The sequence below is a fragment of the Streptomyces sp. NBC_01446 genome (genome assembly GCF_026340095.1).
GTDB lineage: Bacteria > Actinomycetota > Actinomycetes > Streptomycetales > Streptomycetaceae > Streptomyces > Streptomyces aureus.
In genome coordinates, this window is sequence record NZ_JAPEPO010000001.1 from 8018601 (window position 1) to 8041165 (window position 22565).

The 22565-nt window shown below is 69.8% G+C and carries 23 protein-coding genes and 2 pseudogenes; 15 read left to right on the forward strand and 10 right to left on the reverse strand.

From position 1 onward, the window contains the following. Positions 1-26: 26 nt before the first annotated feature. Both OG456_RS36260 and OG456_RS36265 read left to right on the forward strand, forming a co-directional pair. Positions 27-836, forward strand: coding sequence for a LysR family substrate-binding domain-containing protein (locus OG456_RS36260; protein WP_266568575.1), 810 nt, complete (start codon positions 27-29; stop codon positions 834-836). A gap of 68 nt (positions 837-904) precedes the next feature. Next, positions 905-1852: an aminoglycoside phosphotransferase family protein gene (locus OG456_RS36265; RefSeq protein WP_266568577.1), complete on the forward strand. Its 948-nt coding sequence runs from the start codon at positions 905-907 to the stop codon at positions 1850-1852. A gap of 67 nt (positions 1853-1919) precedes the next feature. Here the strand turns inward: OG456_RS36265 and OG456_RS36270 are convergent, their stop codons facing one another. Next, positions 1920-2747 carry a hypothetical protein gene (locus OG456_RS36270; RefSeq protein ID WP_266568579.1) on the reverse strand — a complete coding sequence of 276 codons (828 nt, stop codon included), beginning with the start codon at positions 2745-2747 and terminating at the stop codon, positions 1920-1922. A 108-nt stretch (positions 2748-2855) separates the two neighbouring features. On the opposite strand from OG456_RS36270, the gene OG456_RS36275 reads away from it, so the two are divergent. Further along, a complete protein-coding gene (locus OG456_RS36275) occupies positions 2856-3440 on the forward strand; it encodes a YdeI family protein (protein ID WP_266568581.1) in 585 nt (194 codons plus the stop codon). Between the two features lie 136 nt (positions 3441-3576). On the opposite strand, the gene OG456_RS36280 is transcribed toward OG456_RS36275, so the two are convergent. Continuing rightward, positions 3577-4467 carry a glycoside hydrolase family 19 protein gene (locus OG456_RS36280; RefSeq protein ID WP_266568583.1) on the reverse strand — a complete coding sequence of 297 codons (891 nt, stop codon included), beginning with the start codon at positions 4465-4467 and terminating at the stop codon, positions 3577-3579. A 176-nt stretch (positions 4468-4643) separates the two neighbouring features. Between OG456_RS36280 and OG456_RS36285 the strand changes: the two genes are divergently transcribed. The 6 genes from OG456_RS36285 to OG456_RS36310 all read left to right on the forward strand — a co-directional run bounded on the left by OG456_RS36285 (position 4644) and on the right by OG456_RS36310 (position 10064). Continuing rightward, complete coding sequence (locus OG456_RS36285) at positions 4644-5210, forward strand: GNAT family N-acetyltransferase (protein ID WP_266568585.1); 567 nt, start codon at positions 4644-4646, stop codon at positions 5208-5210. Positions 5211-5282: 72 nt separating this feature from the next. Then, positions 5283-5489 (forward strand): hypothetical protein, encoded by a 207-nt coding sequence (locus tag OG456_RS36290; RefSeq protein ID WP_266568587.1) that lies wholly within the window; start codon positions 5283-5285, stop codon positions 5487-5489. Beyond that, positions 5486-5575 (forward strand): K(+)-transporting ATPase subunit F, encoded by a 90-nt coding sequence (kdpF, locus tag OG456_RS36295; protein ID WP_018536030.1) that lies wholly within the window; start codon positions 5486-5488, stop codon positions 5573-5575. Before OG456_RS36290 ends, kdpF begins: the two co-directional genes overlap by 4 nt. Positions 5576-5583: 8 nt before the next feature. After that, a complete protein-coding gene (kdpA, locus tag OG456_RS36300) occupies positions 5584-7248 on the forward strand; it encodes a potassium-transporting ATPase subunit KdpA (protein WP_266568593.1) in 1665 nt (554 codons plus the stop codon). Positions 7249-7292: 44 nt separating this feature from the next. After that, entirely contained in the window at positions 7293-9389 is a 2097-nt protein-coding gene (gene kdpB, locus OG456_RS36305) for a potassium-transporting ATPase subunit KdpB (RefSeq protein ID WP_266569540.1), read from the forward strand. Positions 9390-9395: 6 nt separating this feature from the next. Next, positions 9396-10064, forward strand: coding sequence for a potassium-transporting ATPase subunit C (locus OG456_RS36310; protein WP_266568595.1), 669 nt, complete (start codon positions 9396-9398; stop codon positions 10062-10064). Between the two features lie 68 nt (positions 10065-10132). Here OG456_RS36310 and OG456_RS36315 read toward each other — a convergent pair whose 3' ends face one another. Further along, on the reverse strand, positions 10133-10333 hold the full coding sequence (locus tag OG456_RS36315) for a hypothetical protein (RefSeq protein WP_266568597.1): 201 nt from the start codon (positions 10331-10333) through the stop codon (positions 10133-10135). Between the two features lie 206 nt (positions 10334-10539). Here OG456_RS36315 and OG456_RS36320 point away from each other — a divergent pair, with 206 nt between their 5' ends. Together OG456_RS36320 and OG456_RS36325 are read left to right on the forward strand one after the other, a co-directional pair. Next, on the forward strand, positions 10540-11505 hold the full coding sequence (locus OG456_RS36320) for an aldo/keto reductase (protein ID WP_266568599.1): 966 nt from the start codon (positions 10540-10542) through the stop codon (positions 11503-11505). Positions 11506-11573: 68 nt separating this feature from the next. Next, the gene (locus tag OG456_RS36325; RefSeq protein WP_266569541.1) at positions 11574-12218 is read left to right on the forward strand and encodes an SUMF1/EgtB/PvdO family nonheme iron enzyme; all 645 of its coding nucleotides are present in this window, start codon (positions 11574-11576) and stop codon (positions 12216-12218) included. Between the two features lie 52 nt (positions 12219-12270). On the opposite strand, the gene OG456_RS36330 is transcribed toward OG456_RS36325, so the two are convergent. After that, the gene (locus OG456_RS36330) at positions 12271-12462 is read right to left on the reverse strand and encodes a CsbD family protein (RefSeq protein WP_266568600.1); all 192 of its coding nucleotides are present in this window, start codon (positions 12460-12462) and stop codon (positions 12271-12273) included. A 170-nt stretch (positions 12463-12632) separates the two neighbouring features. Here OG456_RS36330 and OG456_RS36335 point away from each other — a divergent pair, with 170 nt between their 5' ends. Further along, positions 12633-13448: an alpha/beta fold hydrolase gene (locus tag OG456_RS36335; protein WP_266568602.1), complete on the forward strand. Its 816-nt coding sequence runs from the start codon at positions 12633-12635 to the stop codon at positions 13446-13448. A 198-nt stretch (positions 13449-13646) separates the two neighbouring features. Here OG456_RS36335 and OG456_RS36340 read toward each other — a convergent pair whose 3' ends face one another. Both OG456_RS36340 and OG456_RS36345 read right to left on the reverse strand, forming a co-directional pair. Next, on the reverse strand, positions 13647-16037 hold the full coding sequence (locus OG456_RS36340) for an excinuclease ABC subunit UvrA (protein WP_266568604.1): 2391 nt from the start codon (positions 16035-16037) through the stop codon (positions 13647-13649). A gap of 133 nt (positions 16038-16170) precedes the next feature. Continuing rightward, positions 16171-16521: a VOC family protein gene (locus OG456_RS36345; protein ID WP_266568606.1), complete on the reverse strand. Its 351-nt coding sequence runs from the start codon at positions 16519-16521 to the stop codon at positions 16171-16173. Between the two features lie 342 nt (positions 16522-16863). Here OG456_RS36345 and OG456_RS36350 point away from each other — a divergent pair, with 342 nt between their 5' ends. Next, entirely contained in the window at positions 16864-18957 is a 2094-nt protein-coding gene (locus OG456_RS36350) for an AAA family ATPase (protein WP_266568608.1), read from the forward strand. 17 nt (positions 18958-18974) lie between these two features. Here the strand turns inward: OG456_RS36350 and OG456_RS36355 are convergent, their stop codons facing one another. The 3 genes from OG456_RS36355 to OG456_RS36365 are packed head-to-tail and all read right to left on the reverse strand — an operon-like array spanning position 18975 to position 20650. Then, positions 18975-19472: a nucleoside deaminase gene (locus tag OG456_RS36355; RefSeq protein ID WP_266568610.1), complete on the reverse strand. Its 498-nt coding sequence runs from the start codon at positions 19470-19472 to the stop codon at positions 18975-18977. A 54-nt stretch (positions 19473-19526) separates the two neighbouring features. Continuing rightward, on the reverse strand, positions 19527-19997 hold the full coding sequence (gene cynS, locus OG456_RS36360) for a cyanase (RefSeq protein WP_266568612.1): 471 nt from the start codon (positions 19995-19997) through the stop codon (positions 19527-19529). Positions 19998-20050: 53 nt separating this feature from the next. After that, positions 20051-20650, reverse strand: coding sequence for a carbonic anhydrase (locus tag OG456_RS36365; protein WP_266568614.1), 600 nt, complete (start codon positions 20648-20650; stop codon positions 20051-20053). Positions 20651-20786: 136 nt separating this feature from the next. Here OG456_RS36365 and cynR point away from each other — a divergent pair, with 136 nt between their 5' ends. Together cynR and OG456_RS36375 are read left to right on the forward strand one after the other, a co-directional pair. Next, positions 20787-21695 carry a transcriptional regulator CynR gene (gene cynR / locus OG456_RS36370; protein ID WP_266569542.1) on the forward strand — a complete coding sequence of 303 codons (909 nt, stop codon included), beginning with the start codon at positions 20787-20789 and terminating at the stop codon, positions 21693-21695. Between the two features lie 350 nt (positions 21696-22045). Next, positions 22046-22222 (forward strand): annotated as a pseudogene (locus tag OG456_RS36375) (diiron oxygenase); the annotation flags it as partial. A gap of 99 nt (positions 22223-22321) precedes the next feature. Here OG456_RS36375 and tnpA read toward each other — a convergent pair. After that, positions 22322-22548: pseudogene (gene tnpA, locus OG456_RS36380) on the reverse strand (IS200/IS605 family transposase); the annotation flags it as partial. Between the last annotated feature and the right edge of the window lie 17 nt (positions 22549-22565).

Here is a 22565-nt window from a genome sequence, read left to right on the forward strand (position 1 = left end):
CCGACCACGACCGGTAACCTGGCGGAGTGACAGGCTCGGATGTATCCCCTTCGTTCCGGCTCGCGTATGTCCCGGGAGTGACGCCCACCAAGTGGGTGCGGATCTGGAACGAGCGGCTGCCCGGCGTTCCGCTGACCCTCGTCGCTACTCCCGCCGGCGAGGCATCCGACGTATTGCGGGACCGTGGGGCGGACGCCGGCCTCGTGCGACTGCCGGTGGACCGGACCGTGCTCAGCGCGATCCCCCTCTACACCGAGACGACCGTGGTGGTGATCCCCAAGGACCACGTCGTGGCCGCGGTCGACGAGGTGTCCCTGGAGGATCTGGCCGACGAGACGGTGCTGCACCCCCTCGACGACACCCTCGTCTGGGAGCGGCTTCCCGGTGAGCCCGCGTTCGAGCGCCCGGAGACGACGGCGGACGCCGTCGAGCTGGTGGCCGCCGGGATCGGTGTGCTGGTGGTCCCGCAGTCGCTCGCCCGCCTGCACCACCGCAAGGACCTCACCTACCGGCCGGTGACCGACGCCCCGGAGTCCCAGGTCGCGCTGTCGTGGCCGGAGGACGAGACCACCGATCTGGTGGAGGAGTTCATCGGCATCGTCCGCGGGCGGACGGTCAACAGCTCACGCGGCCGCACGGCGACCCCGCCGCAGCCCAAGGCCGCGCGTACCGACAAGAGCGGGGCGGCGCGGCAGAAGCCGGCCGCCGGGAAGAACCCGCGCGGCGGCGGCGCCAAGGGCGGCATCAAACCCGGGCCGAAGGGCGCTGCAAAGGGCGGCCCCAAGGGTGGTTCCAAGGGCGGCGCCAAGCGCGGGAAGCCGCGCCGCAGGCCGTAGTCGCGGCGGCGTCCGCGGGGACGGATATTCCGTTGCCCCGTACGGCTTCCGGGCGTGATGATCCCTGAATGGCTTCGACTCCGAATCCTTCCGACGGCCGTGCCGGAATCACCGCGGCGCTCGTGGAGCGGTTGATCGCCGCCCAGTTCCCCCAGTGGAGCGGCCTCCCCGTGACACCGGTGGAGGTCGACGGCTGGGACAACAGGACGTACCGCCTGGGTGACGCGATGACGGCCCGCCTGCCCACCGGCGAGGGCTACGTTCCCGCGGTCGCCAAGGAGAACGAGTGGCTGCCGCGGCTCGCGCCCTCACTGCCCGTAGCCGTCCCGCCCGTCCTGGCCCAGGGCGAGCCCGGCGAGGGATACCCCTTCCCGTGGTCCGTGCGCGGCTGGCTGCGCGGAGAGACGGCGGAGCGCGGCCGCATAGACGACATGACGCAGTTCGCGGTCTCGGTCGGCGAGTTCGTCCTCGCGCTGCAACGCTGCGACACCACCGGGGGACCGGCGGCCGGAAAGCACAGCTGGTACCGGGGCGCGTCGCTCACCCACTACGACGACGAGACCCGCCGCTGCCTCACGGCGCTGGAGGGCCATGTCGACACGCGCCGGGCGGCCGCCGTCTGGGAGGCCGCGCTCGCGGCGCGGTGGCAGGGTGCGCCGGTGTGGTTCCACGGAGACATCGCCACCGGCAACCTGCTCGTCGCCGACGGCGCACTCACGGCCGTCATCGACTTCGGCACGTCGGGCGTCGGTGACCCCGCCTGCGACCTGGTGATCACCTGGGGCTTGTTCTCCGGAGACAGCCGCGCGGCCTTCCGCCGCACGGTCGCCCAGGACGCCGGCACATGGGCCCGAGCCCGCGGCTGGTCCCTCTGGAAGTCCCTGCTGGTCATGTCGGAGTCCCTCGGCACCGACCCGGAGCGCACCGCGTCCAGCGACCGGGTGATCGACGAAGTCCTTGCCGACCACGACCGATTCGGCGGAGTCGGCAACCGACCGCCTGCAAGCCGTAGCTGAGGTCCTGTGACGATGGGCACGAGGCCGCGCGGCTCTACTGCTCAACTCCGTTCCCCGACCGGGCAGTTCACCGCACGGCCCGGTCCGGCGCCGCGGCCTGCGGCGGGGTGGCCTTCGGGGAGAGGCTCTGGAGCTTGGACACGTCGACGGATTCGTCCTTCGACGGAGTCGCGGTCGGCACCGGCCGGTTGTAGTCCGTGAGTGTCATCGTCGTGTTCAGATCGCCCATCTTCTCGGTGGCACGCACGAGCCGGTGCGGATCCTTCGAGGTGATGAACAGGACGACTTCACCGCCGTTGTTCCTGCCACTCACCGGCACGACGTCCGTGCCGTCCACCTTGGTCTCCTTGCCCTTGGTCAGCTTCTCGGGGGGCGCGCCCGAGGGGCCGCTGTCCACCTGAGCCTGGAACGCGGTCAAGTCGCATGTGTCGCCGAAAGCCTTGAGCAGTTCGTCGTTCGCGTTGCCGTGCACGTAGCGCCCGTTGTAGAACCGGGCCGCGAGCTCACCCGCGCCGCCGGTGACCTGGGTTTTCCAGAACGTGGTGTCGGGCTTCATCCACAACTCGCCGCCGCGTTTGATGAGTTCGACACTGCCGCCCTTGGCACCGCCCGTGCCCATGGTCAGGGACCCGGCGCAGTTGCCGTCCCGGTCCAGGGCGAGATCGAGGACCGCGGGGGACTGGGCGTCGGCGGGTCCCGTGGATCTGTTCTTCAGGACCACATGGAGGGACTTCGCGTCCAGCAGTTCCTTCTTCGCGTCGTCGGCGAGCTGCCGCGCGCTCAGCTTCGACGCGTCGCCCCCGTCGTCCGCGAACGCGGGAACCCCCGCGAGAGCGCTCACGCAGACGACGGCGGCGCTCACCGGGAGCAGTACGGCCCTGCGATGCCTAGACACACACGACTGCATGGCGCCACCTCGCGAACGGGATCACCCATACGTTGAACGCCATAAAATTGTACATTTCTGGCTGACGCTCGTCGCGGCGGCGGTACGCTGCGCCCCATGGACGGGACGGGCGGGGTGTACGGGGCCGACGGGGTGGAGATCATCGCCTTCCTGGATGCCGAGGCGTTCGAGACCTGGCTCGGCGAGCATCACACGCGGCAGGAAGGTGTGTGGGTCAAGGTCGCCAAGAAGAGATCCGGCATCCCGTCCGTCACCGAGGACGAGCTGGTGGACACCGGGCTGTGCTGGGGCTGGATCTCCGGCCGGCGCTGCTCCCTCGACGAGCGGTACTACCTCCAGCGGTACGTGCCGCGCCGGGCCAGGAGCCTGTGGTCCCGGGTGAACGTCGACAAGATCGCGATGCTGTCCGCCGCCGGCCGGATGCGCGAGCCCGGTCTCGCCGAGGTGCGCAGGGCGCAGGAGGACGGGCGGTGGGCGGCGGCGTACGAGTCGCAGAAGACGGCGACGGTGCCACCCGACCTCGCCGCGGCGCTCGACGCGGAACCCGAGGCCAGGAATGCGTTCGACGCGCTCGACCGGTCCGGGCGCTACCAGGCGATCCTGCCGCTGCTCCAGGCCCTCACCCCCGAGGCCCGGCGCACTCGGCTCCGAAGGGCCGTCGACAAGCTGCTCAACGGCTAGCCCGCCTCCGTCGCCGGACCCGCCACTTCGCTCGGTCCCCTGGTGCGCCCCGCGCCCCATGGCGAGACCGCCGGGCGGACCTGGTGAACTCAAGGCCCGCCCGGCGGCGGCAGGTCACGTCACACGCGGTGGCGTGTCAGCAGCTCAGGTTGTCGCCCGGTGTGGTGCCCAGGATCTGGATGAACGCCTTGTACCGGTCGATGCGGCTCTGGACCTGGCCGGGGTTGCCGCCGTTGCACTCCAGGCTGCCGTTGATGGAGCGGATCGTCTCGCCGAAGCCGGCGCCGTTCACCATGGCGTTGTGCGGCGTCATGGTGCCGGGGCCGCTCTGCGTGTTCCAGTACCAAAGGCCCGTCTTCCAGGCCACGGCCGCGTCCTGCTCCACGAGGTACGGGTTGTGGAGGAGGTCGATGCCGAGTGCGTCGCCCGCGGCCTTGTAGTTGAAGTTCCAGCTGAGCTGGATCGGGCCGCGGCCGTAGTACGCGGCGGTGCCGGCCGGACAGCCGTAGGACTGGCTGGTGTCGCAGTAGTGCGGGTAGTTGGCGGTGTTCTGCTCGACGATGTACACCAGGCCGCCGGTCTCATGGCTGACATTGGCCAGGAACGCCGCGGCCTCCTGGCGCTTGACCGTGTCGCTGCCGGTGTTGGCGAAGCCGGGGTAGGCACTGAGCGCGGCGGTCAGTCCGCTGTAGGTGTAGAACGGATTCCTGTTCGGGAACATCTGGTTGAACTGGGCCTCGCTGACGACGAAGCCGGACGGATCGGGATCGCCGGGGTTCGTCTCGCCGCCGCCGCAGGCGCCCTGGTCCGCCCAGACGTCGGAGGTGCCCGGCGTCTCGTTCTGGGTCCACCACTTGGCGTTCCAGTTGTGCCCGTTGTACGAGGCCGACCCGCCGCCCGTGTAGACGGACGAGGAGTTCCAGGGTGCGGCGCACTCGGCCGCCGATGCCGTGGTGGCCGGTCCGATGACGACCACTGCACTGACCGCGGCCAGGGTGGCGACAAGACTCGTGACGCGTTTGATCATGCCAACGCTCCTTCGGCGCGGCGCGAGTTGGGGAGCCCGGCGCCGCCATGGGGGGTGCCGGCCACTCAAGCGAACCTGGTCTGGACCTGTCAAGGTCTAGACCAAAAATGGCCGCTGTGGTGGCGAGGTTTCGGCCCAGGCTGCCGCGCGGCGGCAACCCGTACCCAAGGAGCAGCATGTTCGCGATACCGCTGGGCGATGACGGAGTCGAGCTGCGACCCCTGGAGCCGTGGAACGCCGAGGAGTTCCTCGCCCATATGGACCGGGGCCGCGAGCACATCGGCCGGTTCGTCGAACTCCCCGACCACGTAACGGACTTGGCGTCCGCCACGGCCTTCCTCCAGCGCTACGCGGACAAGGCCGCCGCCGACGCCGGTCGCCTCTACGGCATCTGGGCCGACGGCACGCTCGTCGGCGGGGTGATGTTCCGGCTCTTCGACACCGCGGCCGGGAACTGTGAGGTCGGCTGCTGGCTGGAGGCGACGATGGTCGGCCGGGGCATCGTCACGGGCGCGATCCGTGTCCTGCTCGACTGGGCCTTCGACGTGCGCGGCATGCACCGCGTCGACTGGGTGGCGGGGGCCGGGAACGCCGCGAGCCTCAACGTGGCCCGGCGCCTCGGCATGACCCGCGACGCGGTGCTGCGGGAGAGCTACCTGTACCGCGGCGTCCGGCACGACGAGGAGGTCTGGTCGGTCCTGGCCCCGGACTGGCACCAGCTGAGGGGCGCCGCGGCGAGGTAGTCCAGGTCCTCCTGATCTGCGGGAAAACGGGCACGCCCGGGTGGTCCACGTCACCTTGGCGCGAAGAGGCGTATGGGATGCGTCAAGGCCGCGCACCCCGCCGTATGGGAGGCGTCAAGGGCGGGCGATTCCGGTCCTGAACGGGGGTTTCCTCTAAGCGTCCGTTCAATTCCGAACCTCATTCAGGAGCTCACGATGGCCGACGTGGCCTTCGTCGTCACCACGATCGCGGTGTTCGCGCTGGTGGCTCTCATCGCCAAGGGGGTGACGAAGCTGTGACTGCCGAAAACATCGTCGGCCTGATCGTGGCCGTCGCCCTCCTCGGCTATCTGGTCCTCGCCCTCATCTACCCGGAGAGGTTCTGAGCACCGATATGAGCCCCGTACTCGCTGGTGTGCTCCAGCTCCTCGCCCTGATAGCGGCGCTCGGCCTGGCCCACCGTCCCCTGGGTGACTACATGGCCCGGGTCTACTCCTCCGACAAGCACCTGCGCGTCGAGAAGTGGATCTACAAGGGCATCGGCGCCAACCCGGACACGGAAATGCGCTGGCCCGCCTATCTGCGCGGTGTGCTGGCCTTCTCCGCGGTCAGCGTCCTCTTCCTGTACCTGTTGCAGCGTCTCCAGGGCAGCCTGCCGGGCTCGCTCGGCTTCCGGTCCATCGACCCGGACCAGGCGTTCAACACGGCAGCCTCGTTCGTATCGAACACCAACTGGCAGTCGTACTACGGCGAGCAGGCCATGGGCCACGTCGTACAGACCGCCGGCCTCGCGGTGCAGAACTTCGTCTCGGCGGCCGTCGGCATCGCCGTCGCGGTGGCGCTGGTGCGTGGCTTCGCGCGGTCCCGCACCGGAGAGCTCGGCAACTTCTGGTCGGACCTCGTGCGCGGCACGATCCGCATCCTGATCCCGATCTCCGTGCTCGGCGCGATCGTCCTCGTGGCGTGCGGTGCGATCCAGAACTTCTCCGGAATCCACGAGGTCGGCCAGTTCATGGGCGGCTCGCAGCAGTGGAACGGCGGCGCGGTCGCCTCGCAAGAGGCCATCAAGGAGCTGGGCACCAACGGCGGCGGCTACTTCAACGCCAACAGCGCCCACCCCTTCGAGAACCCCAACGGCTTCACGAACCTCTTCGAGATCTTCCTGATCCTCGTCATCCCGTTCGCGATCACGCGCACCTTCGGCCGCATGGTCGGTTCCCTCAAGCAGGGCTACGCGATCCTCGCGACGATGGTCACGATCTGGATCGGGTTCACGGCTTTGATGATGTGGACGGAGTTCCACCACGGTGCTCCGGCGTTCGACATCGCGGGCGGCGCGATGGAGGGCAAGGAGAACCGCTTCGGTGTCGGCGGTTCGTCGATCTTCGCGGTGGCCACGACCCTTACCTCGACGGGTGCGGTGGACTCCTTCCACTCCTCGTTCACCGGGTTCGGCGGCGGTATCACGATGCTCGGTATGCAGCTGGGTGAGATCGCGCCCGGTGGCACCGGTTCCGGGCTCTACGGCATGCTGATCATGGCGATCATCGCGGTGTTCATCGCGGGCCTGATGGTCGGCCGTACGCCCGAGTACCTCGGCAAGAAGATCGGCACCCGCGAGATCAAGTTCGCGGCCTGCTACATCCTCATCACCCCGGCCCTGGTCCTGGTGTTCACGGCGGTGGCGATGGCCCTGCCCACACCCCGCGACTCGATGCTCAACAGCGGCGCGCACGGGTTCTCCGAGATCCTTTACGCGTACACGTCGGGCGCCAACAACAACGGGTCCGCGTTCGCCGGTCTGGGCGCGGACACACAGTGGTTCAACACCACGATCGGGCTCGCGATGCTGCTGGGCCGGTTCCTGCCGATGGTGTTCGTCCTCGCCCTGGCGGGCTCGCTCGCCGAGCAGCAGCCCGTCCCTCGCACGGCCGGCACCCTGCGCACCGAGAAGCCGCTGTTCACCGGGCTGCTCGTCGGCACGATTCTGATCGTCGCCGGTCTGACGTACTTCCCCGCCCTGGCCCTCGGCCCGCTCGCGGAAGGTCTGGCGTCATGACCACCGGAACCAGCAAGCACGACTCGAAGAGGTCACAGGACGCCATGTCCACAGCCACTCCCACGCGGGCGCCGCACAGCGACGTGCCCTCCGGGCACACACAGGAAGGCCGGGTCGGCGGCGGACTGTTCGACCCGAAGCAGCTCCTGAAGTCGCTGCCGGACGCCTGCCGCAAGCTCGACCCACGCGTCATGGTCAAGTCGCCCGTGATGTTCGTGGTGCTCGTCGGTTCGGTCCTGACGACCGTGTTCTCCTTCAAGGACCCGTCCGACTGGTTCGGCTGGACGATCAGCGCCTGGCTCTGGCTCACGGTGATCTTCGCCAACCTGGCGGAGGCCGTGGCCGAAGGCCGCGGCAAGGCCCAGGCGGACACCCTGCGCAAGGCCAAGACCGACACCGTCGCCCGGCGCCTCGACGGCTCCGCGGAAGAGCACGTGCCCGGCACCGCACTGCGCATCGGCGACCTGGTGGTGTGCGAGGCGGGCGACATCATCCCCGGCGACGGTGACGTCGTCGAAGGCGTCGCGAGTGTCGACGAGTCGGCCATCACCGGTGAATCGGCCCCCGTCATCAGGGAGTCGGGCGGTGACCGCAGCGCGGTCACGGGCGGCACGAAGGTCCTCTCCGACCGCGTCGTCATCAAGATCACGACGAAGCCCGGCGAGACGTTCATCGACCGGATGATCAACCTGGTCGAGGGCGCGGCCCGCCAGAAGACGCCCAACGAGATCGCCCTCAACATCCTGCTCGCGTCCCTCACCATCGTGTTCCTGCTCGCTGTGGTGACCCTGCCGCCGTTCGCGGACTACGCGGGCAAGCACCTCACCATGGTCGTCCTGGTGGCCCTCCTCGTCTGCCTCATCCCGACGACGATCGGCGCACTGCTCTCCGCGATCGGCATCGCGGGCATGGACCGCCTGGTCCAGCGCAACGTCCTCGCCATGTCCGGCCGGGCCGTCGAGGCCGCGGGCGACGTGTCGACCCTGCTCCTCGACAAGACCGGCACCATCACGCTCGGCAACCGGCAGGCCGCCGAGTTCGCACCCGTCAAGGGCGTCACCGCAGCCGAACTCGCCGACGCCGCACAGCTGTCCTCGCTGGCCGACGAGACCCCCGAGGGCCGCTCCATCGTGGTCCTGGCGAAGGAGAAGTACGGGCTGCGCGAACGCCACCAGGGCGAGCTGGCCGGCGCCGAATGGATCACCTTCACCGCCCAGACCCGCATGTCCGGCGTGGACGTCGAGGGCCGCAGGACCCGTAAGGGCGCGGCCGGTTCGGTCATCGCCTGGGTCAAGGAGCGCGGCGGCCAGGTCGCCCCGGACGCCGACACCCTCACCCACTCCATCTCGGAAGCGGGCGGCACGCCGCTGCTCGTGGCGGTCGAGGACGTCGACGGCGCGCGGGTACTCGGCGTCATCCACCTCAAGGACGTCGTCAAGGACGGCATGCGGGAGCGGTTCGACGAGCTGCGCCGCATGGGCATCAAGACCGTCATGATCACCGGCGACAACCCGCTGACGGCGAAGGCGATCGCCGAGGAGGCGGGCGTCGACGACTTCCTCGCCGAGGCCACTCCCGAGGACAAGATGGCCCTCATCAAGCGGGAGCAGGCGGGCGGCAAGCTGGTCGCGATGACCGGCGACGGCACGAACGACGCCCCCGCGCTCGCGCAGGCCGATGTCGGCGTCGCGATGAACACGGGCACGTCGGCAGCCAAGGAGGCCGGCAACATGGTCGACCTCGACTCCAACCCGACCAAGCTCATCGAGATCGTCGAGATCGGCAAGCAACTCCTCATCACCCGAGGCGCGTTGACGACATTCTCCATCGCCAACGACGTCGCGAAGTACTTCGCGATCATCCCGGCCCTGTTCGCGGCGGTCTACCCGGGCCTGGACAAGCTCAACGTCATGCACCTGTCCTCGCCCGACTCCGCGATCCTGTCCGCGGTCATCTTCAACGCGCTCATCATCATCGCGCTCGTACCCCTCGCCCTGAAGGGCGTCCGGTACCGGCCGATGAGCGCAGACCGGATGCTGCGACGCAACCTCGGGATCTACGGCCTCGGCGGTCTGATCGCGCCGTTCATCGGCATCAAGCTCATCGACCTCCTCATCTCACTCATCCCCGGGATCGGCTGATCGGCTATGAACAACTCGGTTAAGAACACCGCCCGGTTGCTCGGGGCCGGGCTGCGTGCCCTCCTCGTGCTGACGCTGGTCTGCGGAGTCATCTACCCGCTCGCCGTCACGGGGGTCGCCCAGGCCCTCTTCCACAACAAGGCGAACGGCTCGGAGGTCAAGGCGGACGGCAAGGTCGTCGGCTCGTCCCTCATCAGCCAGCGCTACGACCTACCGCTGAAGAAGGGCCAGGAGACCGCGGAACCCGACCTCAAGTGGTTCCAGCCGCGCCCCTCCAACGGCCTGGGCACCAACAGCGTCAACACCCAGTACAAGCTGATCCTTTCCGGCGCCACCAACCTGTCCGGCGACAACAAGGACCTGATCGACCAGGTCAGGGCCGCGCAGCAGGCCGTCATCAAGGACAACGCGACGGCCACCTACAAGGTGGACAAGGCGGACGTGCCCGCCGACGCCGTCACGTCCTCCGGCTCCGGCCTCGACCCGGACATCTCCCCGGCGTACGCGGACCTCCAGGTCCACCGTGTCGCGGAGAGGAACGGCCTGTCCGTCAGCCAGGTGGACAAGCTCGTCAAGGACCACACCAGCAGCCGCGTCCTCGGCTTCATGGGCGAGCCCCGCGTCAACGTCCTCGAACTCAACATCGCGCTCAAGGACTTGGCCGCGAAGAGCTGATCGCGAACCGCACAGACGGAAGCCGGCGGCCCGGGAAACCTTCCCGGTGCCGCCGGCTTCCGCATGCGCTAGAGCGAGCCCAGCCCGCCGCTGTTGAGCGCGGGGGAGTGCGTCTGCTGCGTCGGCATGGCGCGCGGCAGCGGCGCCGGCATCACCCGTTCCAGATCCCGCAGGGTCTGTTCGGCTACGGCACGGACTTGGGCGGGGATGTCGCCGCGTTCCTGGATGAGCCGACTGTAGATCGGAGCTTCGTGCTGTGCGGCCCACACGTCGAGACTTCCCTCTTTCCTTGGCTGGCGACGCCCCCGGCACCGGAGGAATCAGCCAACGAGTCTACCGGTGACCTTTCCGGCGTAGGCAAAGTGTCCATATCGGGGGACGCGCGCCCCCTGAAGAGGGTATGGATCGTCGGGACGCTTCCGGGCGCCGGCTTCGATGCTGGCCCGGGCGAAGAAACTCGACGTGGAGGTTGAGAGTGCGCTACCGCGAGCTGGGCCGCAGCGGAATGTCCGTCTCCGAGATCGGCTACGGCGCCTGGGGCATCGGCGCGTGCGGGTGGGTGGGCGCCACCGAGGACGAGTCCGTACGCGCCCTGCACCGGGCCGTCGACCTCGGGGTGAACTTCATCGACACCGCCCGCGGCTACGGCGAGAGCGAACGGATCGTGGGCCGGGTCGTGCGCGAACGGGCAGGCGACGAGGTGCTGGTGGCGACCAAGGTGCCGCCACTGAACAGGATCTGGCCCGCGCCCGACGGCATCGACCCCGCCGAGGCGTTCCCCGGCGCCCACATACGCGAGAGCGTGGAGACCAGTCTGCGGGTCAGTGGCCTCGACCACTTCGACGTGGTGCAGTTCCACGTCTGGAGCGACGAGTGGGTGGGCCGGAGCGACTGGCTGCAGACGGTCGAAGAGCTGAAGAAGGAGGGGAAGATCCGCCTGTTCGGCGTTTCCGTCAACGACCACCAACCGGACAACGCACTCGCTCTCGTACGCAGCGGCGCCGTCGACACCGTGCAGGTGATCTACAACATCTTCGACCAGGCACCCGCCGACGCGTTGCTGCCCGCCTGCGAAGAACACGGCGTCGGCGTCATCGTCCGCGTGGCGCTGGACGAGGGCGGGCTCACGGGCCGGATCACCGCAGGGACGACATTCCCCGAAGGCGACTTCCGCGCCCGCTACTTCCGCGACGACCGGCCGGCGCAGGTCGAGCGGAAGGTCGCCGCCATCGTCGCCGACCTCGGCATCGCGCCCGACGAGATCGCCGAGAACGCGCTGCGCTTCGTGCTGAGTTCGCCCGCCGTCTCCACGGTGATCCCCGGCATGCGCACCGTACGCAACGTCGAGCGCAACACGGCCCTGAGCGACGGCCGGCCGCTGACCGCCGGCCAACTCGCCGTGCTGGCGCGGCACCGCTGGCAGCGCAATTTCTACGGATGATTGCTATGGAGAGGCTTCACGAGGTGCACCAAGCGACCGACGCCACCGTCGACACCATCGCCAACGGGATGGTGCGCATCCCCGGCGGCACCGTCGACCTACGGGACGACCGGCGCGGCGCGCGCTGGACGACGGACATCGCCCCCTTCCTGCTCGGCCGCCATCCCGTCACGGCGGACCTCCTCCGCTCCGCCACCGGAGCCGACCCCGCTTCCGCCACGAGTGGTGCCTCGCCGGTGACGAACGTCAGTTGGCTCGACGCGATCGACATCTGCAACGCCATCTCGGCGCGCTCCGGTCTGACCCCGGCCTACATCCGCGACGCGGACGGCGGCGAGGTGACATGCGACTCGGACGCCGACGGCTACCGTCTGCCGACGGAGGCCGAGTGGCAGTACGCGTGCAAGGCGGGAACCGAGGGCTACCGGTACGGGGCGATCGACGACATCGCCTGGTACGCGGACAACTCCGGGGGCGGAGTCCGCGACGTGGGCGGAAAGGCCCCCAACGCGTGGGGCCTGCACGACATGCTCGGCAACGTCTGGGAGTGGTGCTGGGACCTGTACGACGAGGAGGTCTACGGCTCGTACCGCATCTTCCGCGGTGGTGGCTGGGCCGAGTCGGAGCGCGGCTGCGGGGCCACCGTGCGCCGCCGCAGCCATCCGACGTTCGCCATCGACGACCTCGGGTTCCGGCTGGCCCGCACCGTGTGACGGCAGGGGGAAGCCCCCGCGCAGCACGCGCGGGGGCTTCTTCGAGGCTCGGTCAAGAGCCGTCGCGCTGGATGGAGTCGTGGACTCCGCGGGCGCGGTCGTGGGCTTCGCCCATCGCCTTCTTGGCCTCGCCCTTCGCCTGGTCGGCGCGGCCCGAGGCCTCCTTGCGGCGATCGCCGGTGACCTTACCGGTCATCTCCTTGGCCTTGCCCTTGACCTTGTCCATGCCGCCCTTGTCAGCCATTACGACTCCTTTGTCTTGTACGGGTCTTGCTCGACCAACGTAGAACGGCGGCCCCGAAGCCGCGCGGTGGACGACTACGCTCCGTGAGACCCGCAGCTACTCGCAGGTCCCTTCCCGGTTCGGGGAGGCGTCGAAGAGGTCATGGTGCCCCCGTTCCGAAGGAGATCGACATGCTGTGGCAGGCACAGGAGCCAGGTCTGTGGACCACTGGCTCCCCCCATGGGCACCCCCTCGTTCTCGTCCACGGAATTCGCCTGTCGGCCCACATGTGGAGCGCGGTAGCCGCACGCCTCGCACCCGACTTCCGCATCACCGCCTGCGACCTGCCGGGCCACGGAGCCCTGAGCGAGCGGCCGTTCACCCTTGAGGGCGTGGTCGGGCAGATCGAGGCGGCCGTCGCCGAGGCGACCGGGGCGACCGGCCGCAGGCCCGTCGTCGCGGGCACCTCGCTCGGCGCGATCTCCACTCTTGCCTACGGCGCACACGGTTCGGACGGCGCCGCGGGGCTCTTCGCGCATGCCGCCACGATCAGGACCGACGGACCTGTGACGGTCCCGCACCGGACGGCCGCCGTGCTGCAGAGGCTGATGGGGGAGGAGCGCGCGTTCCGGCTCAACAGGCGTGTCCTGCGCGCGAAACTGCCCGCCGACAGCTTCCGGGGTGTCATGGAGGGCGGCCTGTCCCGCCGCGTGTTCGGTGAGGCCATAGCGGAGATGTCGCGCTGGGACACGCTCGCCATGGCGGGGCTTGTCGACGCACCTCTCGTGCTGGCGAACGGGCTCGACGATCCGCTCTTCCGGCTCCAGGAGCGGAAGTTCCTGGAGCGGGTGCAAGCCGTCCACACCCCGGTCCGCCTCGTCCACGTCCCCGGGCCGCACCTGCTCCCGCTCACCGAGCCGGACACGTTCAGCAGGGTCCTGCGACGTGCCTACGAGGAACTCGCGGCGATGGCTTCGCAGATCGCGGACTCCGGAGCCGTGACTTGAGCGATTGGCTGCGCCCCGTGCCGTCGCACGCGCCTTCGTGCAGGGACTTAGCGGGAACAGGGGCCACGGGGGAGGGCATACGCGTCCTGCTGCTGCCGGAAGCGGGCGGATCCGCCGACGCGCTGTTCTTGCAATCCTCCGGGCCGGACACCGAGTTGCTCGTGTCCGGCCCAAAGGGTGTTCGTGCTCGCCTTTCGGTCAGCCGCCCACGTATGCCGCGAGGTGTTCTCCGGTCAGGGTGGAGCGGTCCGCGACGAGTTCGGCGGGTGTGCCCTCGAAGACGATCTGTCCGCCGTCGTGACCGGCGCCGGGACCGAGGTCGATGATCCAGTCGGCGTGGGCCATGACCGCCTGGTGGTGCTCGATGACGATCACGGACTTCCCGGAGTCGACGAGCCGGTCGAGCAGGCCGAGCAACTGCTCGACGTCGGCGAGGTGGAGGCCGGTCGTCGGCTCGTCGAGGACGTAGACCCCGCCCTTCTCGGCCATGTGCGTCGCCAGCTTGAGCCGCTGTCGCTCGCCGCCGGACAGCGTGGTGAGCGGCTGTCCCAGCGTGAGGTAGCCGAGTCCGACGTCGGCCATCCGCTGAAGGATCTTCTGCGCGGCCGGCGTGCGTGCCTCCCCGGCGCCGAAGAACTGCTCGGCCTCGGCCACCGACATCGCGAGCACCTCGCTGATGTCGCGCCCGCCGAAGTGGTAGTCGAGGACTGAGGCCTGGAACCGCTTCCCCTCGCAGTCGTCGCAGGTGGAGGCGACGCCGGCCATCATCGCCAGGTCGGTGTAGATGACGCCCGCGCCGTTGCAGGTGGGGCAGGCGCCTTCGGAGTTCGCGCTGAACAGTGCTGGCTTCACGTCGTTGGCCTTGGCGAACGCCTTGCGGATCGGGTCGAGCAGTCCGGTGTACGTCGCCGGGTTGCTGCGCCGCGAGCCGCGGATCGCGGCCTGGTCGACCGTGACCACGCCTTCCTGTCCGGACACCGAGCCGTGGATCAGGGAGCTCTTGCCCGAGCCCGCGACGCCGGTGACGACGGTCAGTACGCCGAGCGGGATGTCGACGTCGACGTCCTGGAGGTTGTTGGTGCCCGCGCCGCGCACCCCCAGCTTCCCCGTCGGTGTCCGCACCGCGGGCTTCAGCGTCGCGCGGTCGTCCAGGTGCTGCCCGGTGAGTGTGTCACTGGCCCGCAGCCCGTCGACCGTGCCTTCGAACACCACCTCGCCGCCCTCGGTGCCCGCCCGCGGGCCGAGGTCGACGACGTGGTCGGCGATCGCGATCGCCTCCGGCTTGTGCTCGACGACCAGCACGGTGTTGCCCTTGTCCCGCAGCCGCAGGAGCAGGTCGTTCATCCGCTGGATGTCGTGCGGGTGCAGCCCGATCGTCGGCTCGTCGAAGACGTACGTGACATCGGTCAGGGACGACCCGAGGTGGCGGATCATCTTGACGCGCTGCGCCTCACCGCCCGAGAGCGTGCCCGCCGGGCGGTCGAGGCCGAGGTAGCCGAGCCCGATCTCCACGAAGGAGTCGAGGGTGTCTCCGAGCGCTTTCAGCAGCGGTGCGACCGACGGCTCCTTCAGGCCGCGCACCCACTCGGCGAGGTCGCTGATCTGCATCGAGCAGGCGTCGGCGATGCTGATCTTCTTGATCTTGGACGACCGGGCCGTCTCGCTCAGCCGTGTGCCGCCGCAGTCGGGGCAGGACGTGAACGTCATCGCCCGCTCCACGAAGGCGCGGATGTGCGGCTGGAGCGAGTCGATGTCCTTGGAGAGCATCGACTTCTGGATCTTCGGGATCAGGCCCTCGTACGTCAGGTTGACGCCGTCGACCTTGATCTTGGTCGGCGCCTTGTGGAGCAGGTCGTGCAGTTCCTTCTTGGTGAACTTGCGGATCGGCTTGTCCGGGTCGAAGAAGCCGCAGCCGCGGAAGATCCGGCCGTACCAGCCGTCGACGCTGTAGCCGGGGACGGTGAGTGCGCCCTCGCTGAGCGACTTGCTGTCGTCGTACAGCGCCGTCAGGTCGAAGTCCGTGACCGAACCCCGGCCCTCGCAGCGCGGACACATGCCGCCGACGATGCTGAAGCTGCGCCGCTCCTTGACCTTCTCGCCGCCGCGCTCGACGGTGACCGCACCCGCGCCGCTGATCGAGGCGACGTTGAAGGAGAAGGCCTTGGCCGAGCCGATGTGCGGCTTGCCGAGCCGGCTGTAGAGGATGCGCAGCATCGCGTTGGCGTCGGTGGCCGTGCCGACCGTGGAGCGGGCGTCGCCGCCCATCCGCTCCTGGCCGACGATGATCGCGGTCGTCAGACCGTCGAGTACGTCGACCTCGGGCCTGGCCAGCGTCGGCATGAAGCCCTGGACGAACGTGCTGTAGGTCTCGTTGATCATCCGCTGCGACTCCGCGGCGATCGTGCCGAAGACCAGCGAACTCTTGCCCGAGCCGGAGACACCGGTGAACACCGTCAGCCGGCGCTTCGGGAGCTCGACGCTGACGTCCTTGAGGTTGTTCACGCGCGCACCGTGCACGCGGATCAGGTCGTGGCTGTCGGCAGCGTGCAGCGCAGGTGACTGCGCCTGCGTCCCCTTGGCCATGCTCATCGTGTCTCCATCTGTTGCGCGGGACCGCCCTCGCGGGCCCCGTCGGCGTCGCCCGGCTCGATCTAACCAGTTCCGACCGGTCCGCCTGATGCTGTTCCGCTTCTGCCCGGGACCCGGTGGGCCGGGCCGTCCGTCAGCTGTCCTGGAGCAGCCCGAGGACGTTGCCGTCGGCGTCGGTGAAGGTGGCGACGAGGCGGCCGCCGCCGACGTCGTGCGCGGCCTCCTTCACCACGCCACCCGCGGCCGTGACCTCGGAGAGCTTCGCCTCGATGTCCGGCACGTGCCAGTAGGTCACCGGCGAGGTCATGCCCCCGCCGCCGGGCACGAGCCCGATGTGCTGGCCCGCGACGTCGAAGCCGACGTAGTAGGGCGCGTCGGCCGTCGGCTCCGCGCCGAGCAGGGCCACGTACACCGCCTTGGCCTTCGCCAGGTCGGAGACGGGGTGCAGCACGGTCTTGATCCCCTGGGTGGAAGAGCTGGTCATGATCACTCCTGAAGGTCGTGGGTGTGGTCGCCGTTGTCCGGTTCGAGGACGGCGGGAGAGCTGCCGTGAGGGGCGCTGTCCACGGAGTTCAGGCTAGGCGCGGCTCATGACCGGCGCTTCTCCAAAACTGCTCACTTCGAGTGGCCTCCGCCCCACCGTGGAGTCGGGCGCGCGTTCGACTGTTCCGCGCCAAGGGTGGACCGTCGCCCGGCGACGACACCCTGGGGCCGCTCAGGCGTTGGGGTTGCCGTGGCGCAAGTGCAGTGACGGTTCTGCACAGAGTGGGCGCGGGCTACGGATGGCGGCGGCGGTCGACGGACGAGGGGCAGGAATGTGCGGAGCATGGCGGACGTGTGGACACGCAAGGGCGGCGACAGCGCGCCGTCGGCACAGGACCGCGGCCAGGTGCCCGGTCCGCTGGTGGGCCGGGAACGGGAGTCGCGGGACCTGCGCGCGCTCCTGGAGAACCATCGACTGGTGACGGTGGCCGGCGAGGTCGGCGTGGGCAAGAGCCGGCTCGCAGCGGAGGCGGTCGCGGATGTCGTGGCGCACGGGGCGGGGGAGTGCGTGCTCGGTGGGGGCGAGGGGCGGCCGGCAGCGGAGGCGGCCGCCGGCGTCGGCGCGCAGGGGGCCGGGCCGCGCGTCATGGTCGTCCGCTGGCCGGAGGGCGGTCAGGGCGCCGGGTCCGGTGCCGGGCCGGGCTCGCCCGCCTCACTGACCGCCGCCGTCCTGGAGGCGGCGGCCGGGGTCCACGGGCGGCGCGAAGCGGCCGGTGTCGGCGCCGTCGCCGACCGGTTGCGCGCCGCTGACGTGCTGCTCTTCCTCGACGACGTCGATCCGGTCCATGCCGAGTGCGTGGGGATGGTGCAGACGCTGCTGGAGTTCGTGCCGTCGCTGCGCGTCCTGGTGACCGCGCGCCGGCCCCTCGGCCTGGGCGGCGAGGCCGTGCTGCGCCTGGCGCCGCTCAGCGCTGAGCCCGCGGACGAGCACAGGACCGCGCCTGCCATGAAGCTGTTCCTGGACCGGTTCCTGGACCGGTCCCTGGAGCGGGCGGGTGCCTGTTTCGACGCCGACGATTCGGACCTGAGGTCGGTGGCGGACATCTGCCGGTACGTGGGCGGGCTTCCGCTCGCGGTCGAGCTGGCCGCGGAGCAGGCCGCCAGGAGCAGCGTGGGGGAGGTCGCGGAACGGCTCAAGGAACACCAGTGCTGGCTGAGCGCACCGGACATGGCGGCTCCCCGGCACCGCTCGCTGCGGGACGCCGTCGCCGCGGCCTACGTGCTGTGCGACCGCGATGAGCGGATCGTGTGGGCCCGCGCCAGCATCCTGGCCGGCGAGTTCGACGAGTCGACGGCGGCGTTCGTCTGCGCCGGCGGCGGACTCGCCCCGGCCCGGGTGCCGGCCTGCCTGACCCGCCTCGCCGCGGTCGGCGTCCTGACTCCGGTGCGCGACCCCGGCGGCATCCGCGAACCCCGCTACCGCATGGCCCCCGCCGCCCACGACTTCGGCGGCGAACGGCTGCGTGAGGCAAGGGAGTTCGAGGTCGCCGCCGAACGCCGCGCGATCCACTTCCACCGGGTGGCCGCCCTCGCCGAGAACCTGTGGAGCCTCGGCAGCCAGCCTCAGGCCGTACGACTCGTCCTGGACGAGGCCGAAGGGCTCAGGGCGATGCTGGAGTACGCGCCCCGCCAGCCCGAACTCGCGGCGGCGGCCCTGGAGTCCGTACTGAACCTGTGGTTCTGGTGGGCGGTCTACGACGCCGCCGACGAAGGGCGCCGCCATCTGCTGCGGCTGCTCCCGATGTGCCGCTCGGACACCCTCCTGGTCGCGCGCGGCCTGTGCCTCGCGGCCTGGCTCACGGCGTACGGCGACCCGTACGGGGCGAGTGAGCTGCTCCAGCACGCGTGGTCGGCCGCGGTGCTGACCGGGGACGACGCGACCATCGGGCGGATCGCGCACGTCCAGGGCATGCTGGCGCTCCATGAGGGCGACCTGGAACGGGCCATCGAGCAGTTCCAGGAGGCGGCGAGCACGATCCCGGCGCACGTGTCCGGCGGTCTGCCGCCCGCGGTGAGCCTGGCCGCTCTCGCCGTGACGCAGGCGGAGCAGTCGCCGCGGGCGGCGCGGCGGAGTGCCCGCCGCGCCCTGAGTCAGCCCAGCATCCGCGGTGACGCCTGGGCCTGTCTCGTCGCCCGGTACGCCCAGGCGTTCGTCGACCACAGCGACGGCCGCACCGGCAGGGCCCGCCTGCGTGCGCACCGCGCGCTCGCCGCCCTGGACGGCCGGCTGCCGGCACCGCACGGCTGTGCCGCGCTGCGGGATCTGATCACCGACATCGACCGGGGGAGCCGTAGCGGCCCGCCGACGGCGACTGTGCCACGGGGGCTTACGGGAGTGGCCATCCCCGCGCAGGTCGGCAGCGGCATCCCGGGCTGAGCCGGCGAGAGACCGCCTCAGGCCGTCGGCGCCCCGGGAACCCGGCGGCTGCCGCCGTTGCGCTCCTGCCACAGCCGGTACACGTCGACGGCGCTGTCCCTCGGCTCGTGGCGCATGGGCAGGCGCCGCTCCGTGTAGTCCTTGCCGAACTCGCCGTAGAAGGAGTCGAGTTCGAAGTACATGCGGTCGTCGACGTAGTGCGGCTCGTACGCGTCGCGGGTGGTGAGGAAGACGACCTCGTCGGGGGAGCAGTAGTACAGCGAACCCAGGCACATCGGGCAGGGGTGGGCGAGTACGTAGATGGTGGCGCCGACCAGGTGCTCGGTACCGAGCTTGCGGCAGGCGTCGCGGATGGCGAGGATTTCCGCGTGCGCGGTGGGGTCGGAGGTCTGAGCCACCCTGTTGGGGCTCTCGGCGAGGATCTCGCCGTCCTTGACGATGACGGTGGCGAAGGGGCGTCCGCCCTCTTCGACGTTCTGGCGGGCGAGGTCGATGGTGCGCTGGGCGAAGTCCATGGGGGTCCTCCGGGGAATTGCGTGACCGGCTCTGGTGTCTGTCCTGACGAAAGCTCAGAAAGGCTTCGTCGGCAGGTACTTGCCGTCGAGGGTGATCACGGCGCGCTCGCCGCCCTCGGGGTCGGCGACCTTCTTCACGTCGAGCTTGAAGTTGATCGCGCTGATGATGCCGTCGCCGAACTGCTCGTGGACGAGGGCCTTGAGGGTGGTGCCGTAGACCTGGAGCATCTCGTAGAAGCGGTAGATGGTCGGGTCGGTCGGAATGCCGCCGGGGATCGAACCGCGTGTGGGGATGGTCTGGAGCAGCAGGGCGGCGTCCTCGTCGAGACCGAGGAGTTCCGCGACGGCCTCGGCCGACGTCTGCGGAAGGGCGTGCTGGCCCAGCACGGCCGCGGTGACGAAGGCCGGCGACAGCCCGGCGACGTCGGCGATCTGCTGCCAGGTCAGGTCCTTGCGGGTCTTGGCATCGACGGCGGCCACGGCGAGGGTCTCGCGGGCGGTGGGGTCGAACTGGGCGTGCGGCATGAAGAGTTCCTCTTTCGGAAGGGTTCGGTGTTTCTTGGTTCTGGTCGGTGCGGTCAGGCCGCGATCGCGGCGGCGTCGACCGGATTGACTGCTCCGGTGGCGATGTCGAACACCCAGCCGTGCAGCGTGAGCGTCCCTTCGGCCAGAGCGCGGGCCACGGAGGGGTGGGTGGCCAGGTTCTGCAGTTGCGCGGACACGTTCGCCCGCACCAGGGCGGCGACCCTGCCGGGACCCGACGCTTTTGGGACCGCGGCGGCCCCGGCCCGTGCGGCGTCCGCGTGCCGCAGCCAGCCGGAGACGACCGGCGCGGCGCTGAGGTCGTGCCCCTCTGCCAGCGCGGTCATCGCCCCGCAGGCGGAGTGGCCGCACACGACGATGTCGCTCACGTGCAGCACGGCGACGGCGTACTCGATGCTCGCCGCGACGCCGTCGGGGTCCGAGGAGTAGGCCGGCACCAGGTTGCCCGCCGTGCGGACGACGAACAGCTCGCCGGGTTCGCTCTGTGTGATCAGTTCGGGGACCACGCGGGCGTCCGAACAGCCGATGAAGAGCGTCGTCGGGCGGTGGGTCGTGGCCAGGTGGGCGAAGAGCCCCGCCTTTGCGGGAAAGACGTCGCGGCGAAAGCGCGCGAGACCGTCCGAGAGGTCATGCATGGGGTGACTCCCTTCGATGAGTGCCGGCCCGTCGGGCTGACGAGATCCACCATGCATGACCGGCAGCTATAGCGTCCAAGACGCAACGACCATGACTCCTATCGATGACATCTATGACGCGGTCTATAGTCAGGTCATGGGCCCCGAACTTCGTCATCTCCGCTATCTGATCGCGGTGGCCGAGCACGGCAACTTCACCCGTGCGGCCGAGGAGCTGCGCATCTCCCAGCCGACGCTGTCGCAGCAGATCAAACAGATGGAGCGTGTGGTCGGCGCCCAGTTGCTGGACCGCAGCGGCCGCACGGTGCGCCCCACCGACGCCGGCGAGGCCTACGTGTACTACGCGAAGCGCGTACTGAGGGACCTGGCGGCCGCCGACCGCGCCGTGCTCGACGTCGCGGACCTCTCGCGGGGTCATCTCCGGCTCGCCATGACGCCCACGTTCACCGTCTACCTCATCGGCCCGCTCGTGGACACGCTCCGCAGCCGCCACCCCGGAATCACGGTCGACGTAAGGGAAATGACGCAGGATCACATCGAGGCGAACCTGCTCGCCGACGAACTCGACCTCGGGATCGCCTTCGAGGGGGCGCACCAGGCGGGTATCGCCGCCGCAGCGCTGTTCACCGAACACCTGAGCCTCGTCGTGAGCGCCGACGGCGATGAGGTCCGGGGTGACCGGCCGCTGCCCGTACGTGAACTTGGTGGCCGTCAACTCGCCCTGCTCAGCGGAGATTTCGCGACGAGGGGTCACATCGACGACTATCTCGCGGCGCATCGCGTCGATCCGACGGTCGCCGTCGAGGCCAACAGCATCCTGGCACTCACCGAGATCGTGCGCCGCTCGTCACTGCTGGCCACCGTGCTGCCCGACGCCATCGCCGACGATCACCCACACCTTCGGCCCGTCCCTCTCGACCCGCCGCTGCCCACCCGCACCGCCGTGCTCCTGCGCAGGGAGAGTGCCTACGAGAGCGCGGCCGCGCGCGCGTTCGCCCGCCTCGCGCACGGCCTGGTCAAGGACCGCGGCTACCGGCAGGCCTGACCGCGTGCCGAGCCCTCGGCCACGCCGTACGAGGGCTGTCGCCCGCTACTTACCGGGGGGTAGGCCAACGCGCCCCCCTTGTTATACGGTCCGTCTAACAAGCGGGCGGGTGGCCTCTGCAGAGCCCCCGTCCACCTGTGCTGACCTGGTGCCTTCGCGCAGCCCGCGGAGCCGGCAGGCGGCGCCCCGCCGACGGGCCGCGACGGGGCGACGGTCCGTAGCCCCGTGCGTGTGCCCGCACGGTGGCCTCCGTGATGAGCCCCGCGTACCGCCGGGCACACCCACGGACGGCGACGGACACGGCAGCGCAACAACAGGGAACGCACACGTCTGATCCAAGGAGCCGCAGCATGGCAAGCAGCACTGTTCGGCCGGAATCGCACGAACTCCCCGACGAGCGCGGCGTCTCGCGCCGACTGCTGGAATCGGCCGCCGTGCTGGCGTACGACCCGGCGACCGAGGTGGACTGGGAGACGCCGCTGGACAGGGACTTCCACGGCGCGAGCCCGGACTGGAGCACGCTCTACCTTTTGATCTTGGCCAGTGCTCCGGCGTTTACGCCCGGGTTGAAGGTCCTCTCAGGACTGCTCTGACCCGCAGGTGAGCACGGGTCGGCACTGTTCACCTCAGCTTACGGGGCGCTTTTGGTTCTCGATGTACTGGCGTACGAGGGTCAGGGGCGCACCGCCGCAGCTTCCGGCGAAGTAGGAGCCGGACCAGAGGTGGCCGCCCATAGGTGGCGGCGGATGTGCGCGTCGTACTCCTGGCGCAGCCGCCGTAAGGAGACGCCTTTGAGGGAGTTGACCAGCTTGGAGAGCTGGACCTTGGGCGGGTAGTGCACGAGCAGGTCCACCGGTTGATTTAGACCAA

Coding starts and splice junctions, on each gene's coding strand:
- OG456_RS36285 (WP_266568585.1), top strand. CDS start 4,644: ATGTTCGCGATACCGCTGGGCGATGACGGAGTCGAGCTGCGACCCCTG.
- OG456_RS36355 (WP_266568610.1), bottom strand. CDS start 19,472: ATGGACTTCGCCCAGCGCACCATCGACCTCGCCCGCCAGAACGTCGAA.
- OG456_RS36275 (WP_266568581.1), top strand. CDS start 2,856: ATGGACGGGACGGGCGGGGTGTACGGGGCCGACGGGGTGGAGATCATC.
- OG456_RS36265 (WP_266568577.1), top strand. CDS start 905: ATGGCTTCGACTCCGAATCCTTCCGACGGCCGTGCCGGAATCACCGCG.
- OG456_RS36335 (WP_266568602.1), top strand. CDS start 12,633: ATGCTGTGGCAGGCACAGGAGCCAGGTCTGTGGACCACTGGCTCCCCC.
- kdpA (WP_266568593.1), top strand. CDS start 5,584: ATGAGCCCCGTACTCGCTGGTGTGCTCCAGCTCCTCGCCCTGATAGCG.
- OG456_RS36280 (WP_266568583.1), bottom strand. CDS start 4,467: ATGATCAAACGCGTCACGAGTCTTGTCGCCACCCTGGCCGCGGTCAGT.
- OG456_RS36325 (WP_266569541.1), top strand. CDS start 11,574: ATGGTGCGCATCCCCGGCGGCACCGTCGACCTACGGGACGACCGGCGC.
- OG456_RS36310 (WP_266568595.1), top strand. CDS start 9,396: ATGAACAACTCGGTTAAGAACACCGCCCGGTTGCTCGGGGCCGGGCTG.
- OG456_RS36290 (WP_266568587.1), top strand. CDS start 5,283: ATGGGATGCGTCAAGGCCGCGCACCCCGCCGTATGGGAGGCGTCAAGG.
- cynR (WP_266569542.1), top strand. CDS start 20,787: ATGGGCCCCGAACTTCGTCATCTCCGCTATCTGATCGCGGTGGCCGAG.
- OG456_RS36350 (WP_266568608.1), top strand. CDS start 16,864: ATGGCGGACGTGTGGACACGCAAGGGCGGCGACAGCGCGCCGTCGGCA.
- OG456_RS36365 (WP_266568614.1), bottom strand. CDS start 20,650: ATGCATGACCTCTCGGACGGTCTCGCGCGCTTTCGCCGCGACGTCTTT.
- kdpB (WP_266569540.1), top strand. CDS start 7,293: ATGTCCACAGCCACTCCCACGCGGGCGCCGCACAGCGACGTGCCCTCC.
- OG456_RS36330 (WP_266568600.1), bottom strand. CDS start 12,462: ATGGCTGACAAGGGCGGCATGGACAAGGTCAAGGGCAAGGCCAAGGAG.
- OG456_RS36340 (WP_266568604.1), bottom strand. CDS start 16,037: ATGAGCATGGCCAAGGGGACGCAGGCGCAGTCACCTGCGCTGCACGCT.
- cynS (WP_266568612.1), bottom strand. CDS start 19,997: ATGCCGCACGCCCAGTTCGACCCCACCGCCCGCGAGACCCTCGCCGTG.
- OG456_RS36345 (WP_266568606.1), bottom strand. CDS start 16,521: ATGACCAGCTCTTCCACCCAGGGGATCAAGACCGTGCTGCACCCCGTC.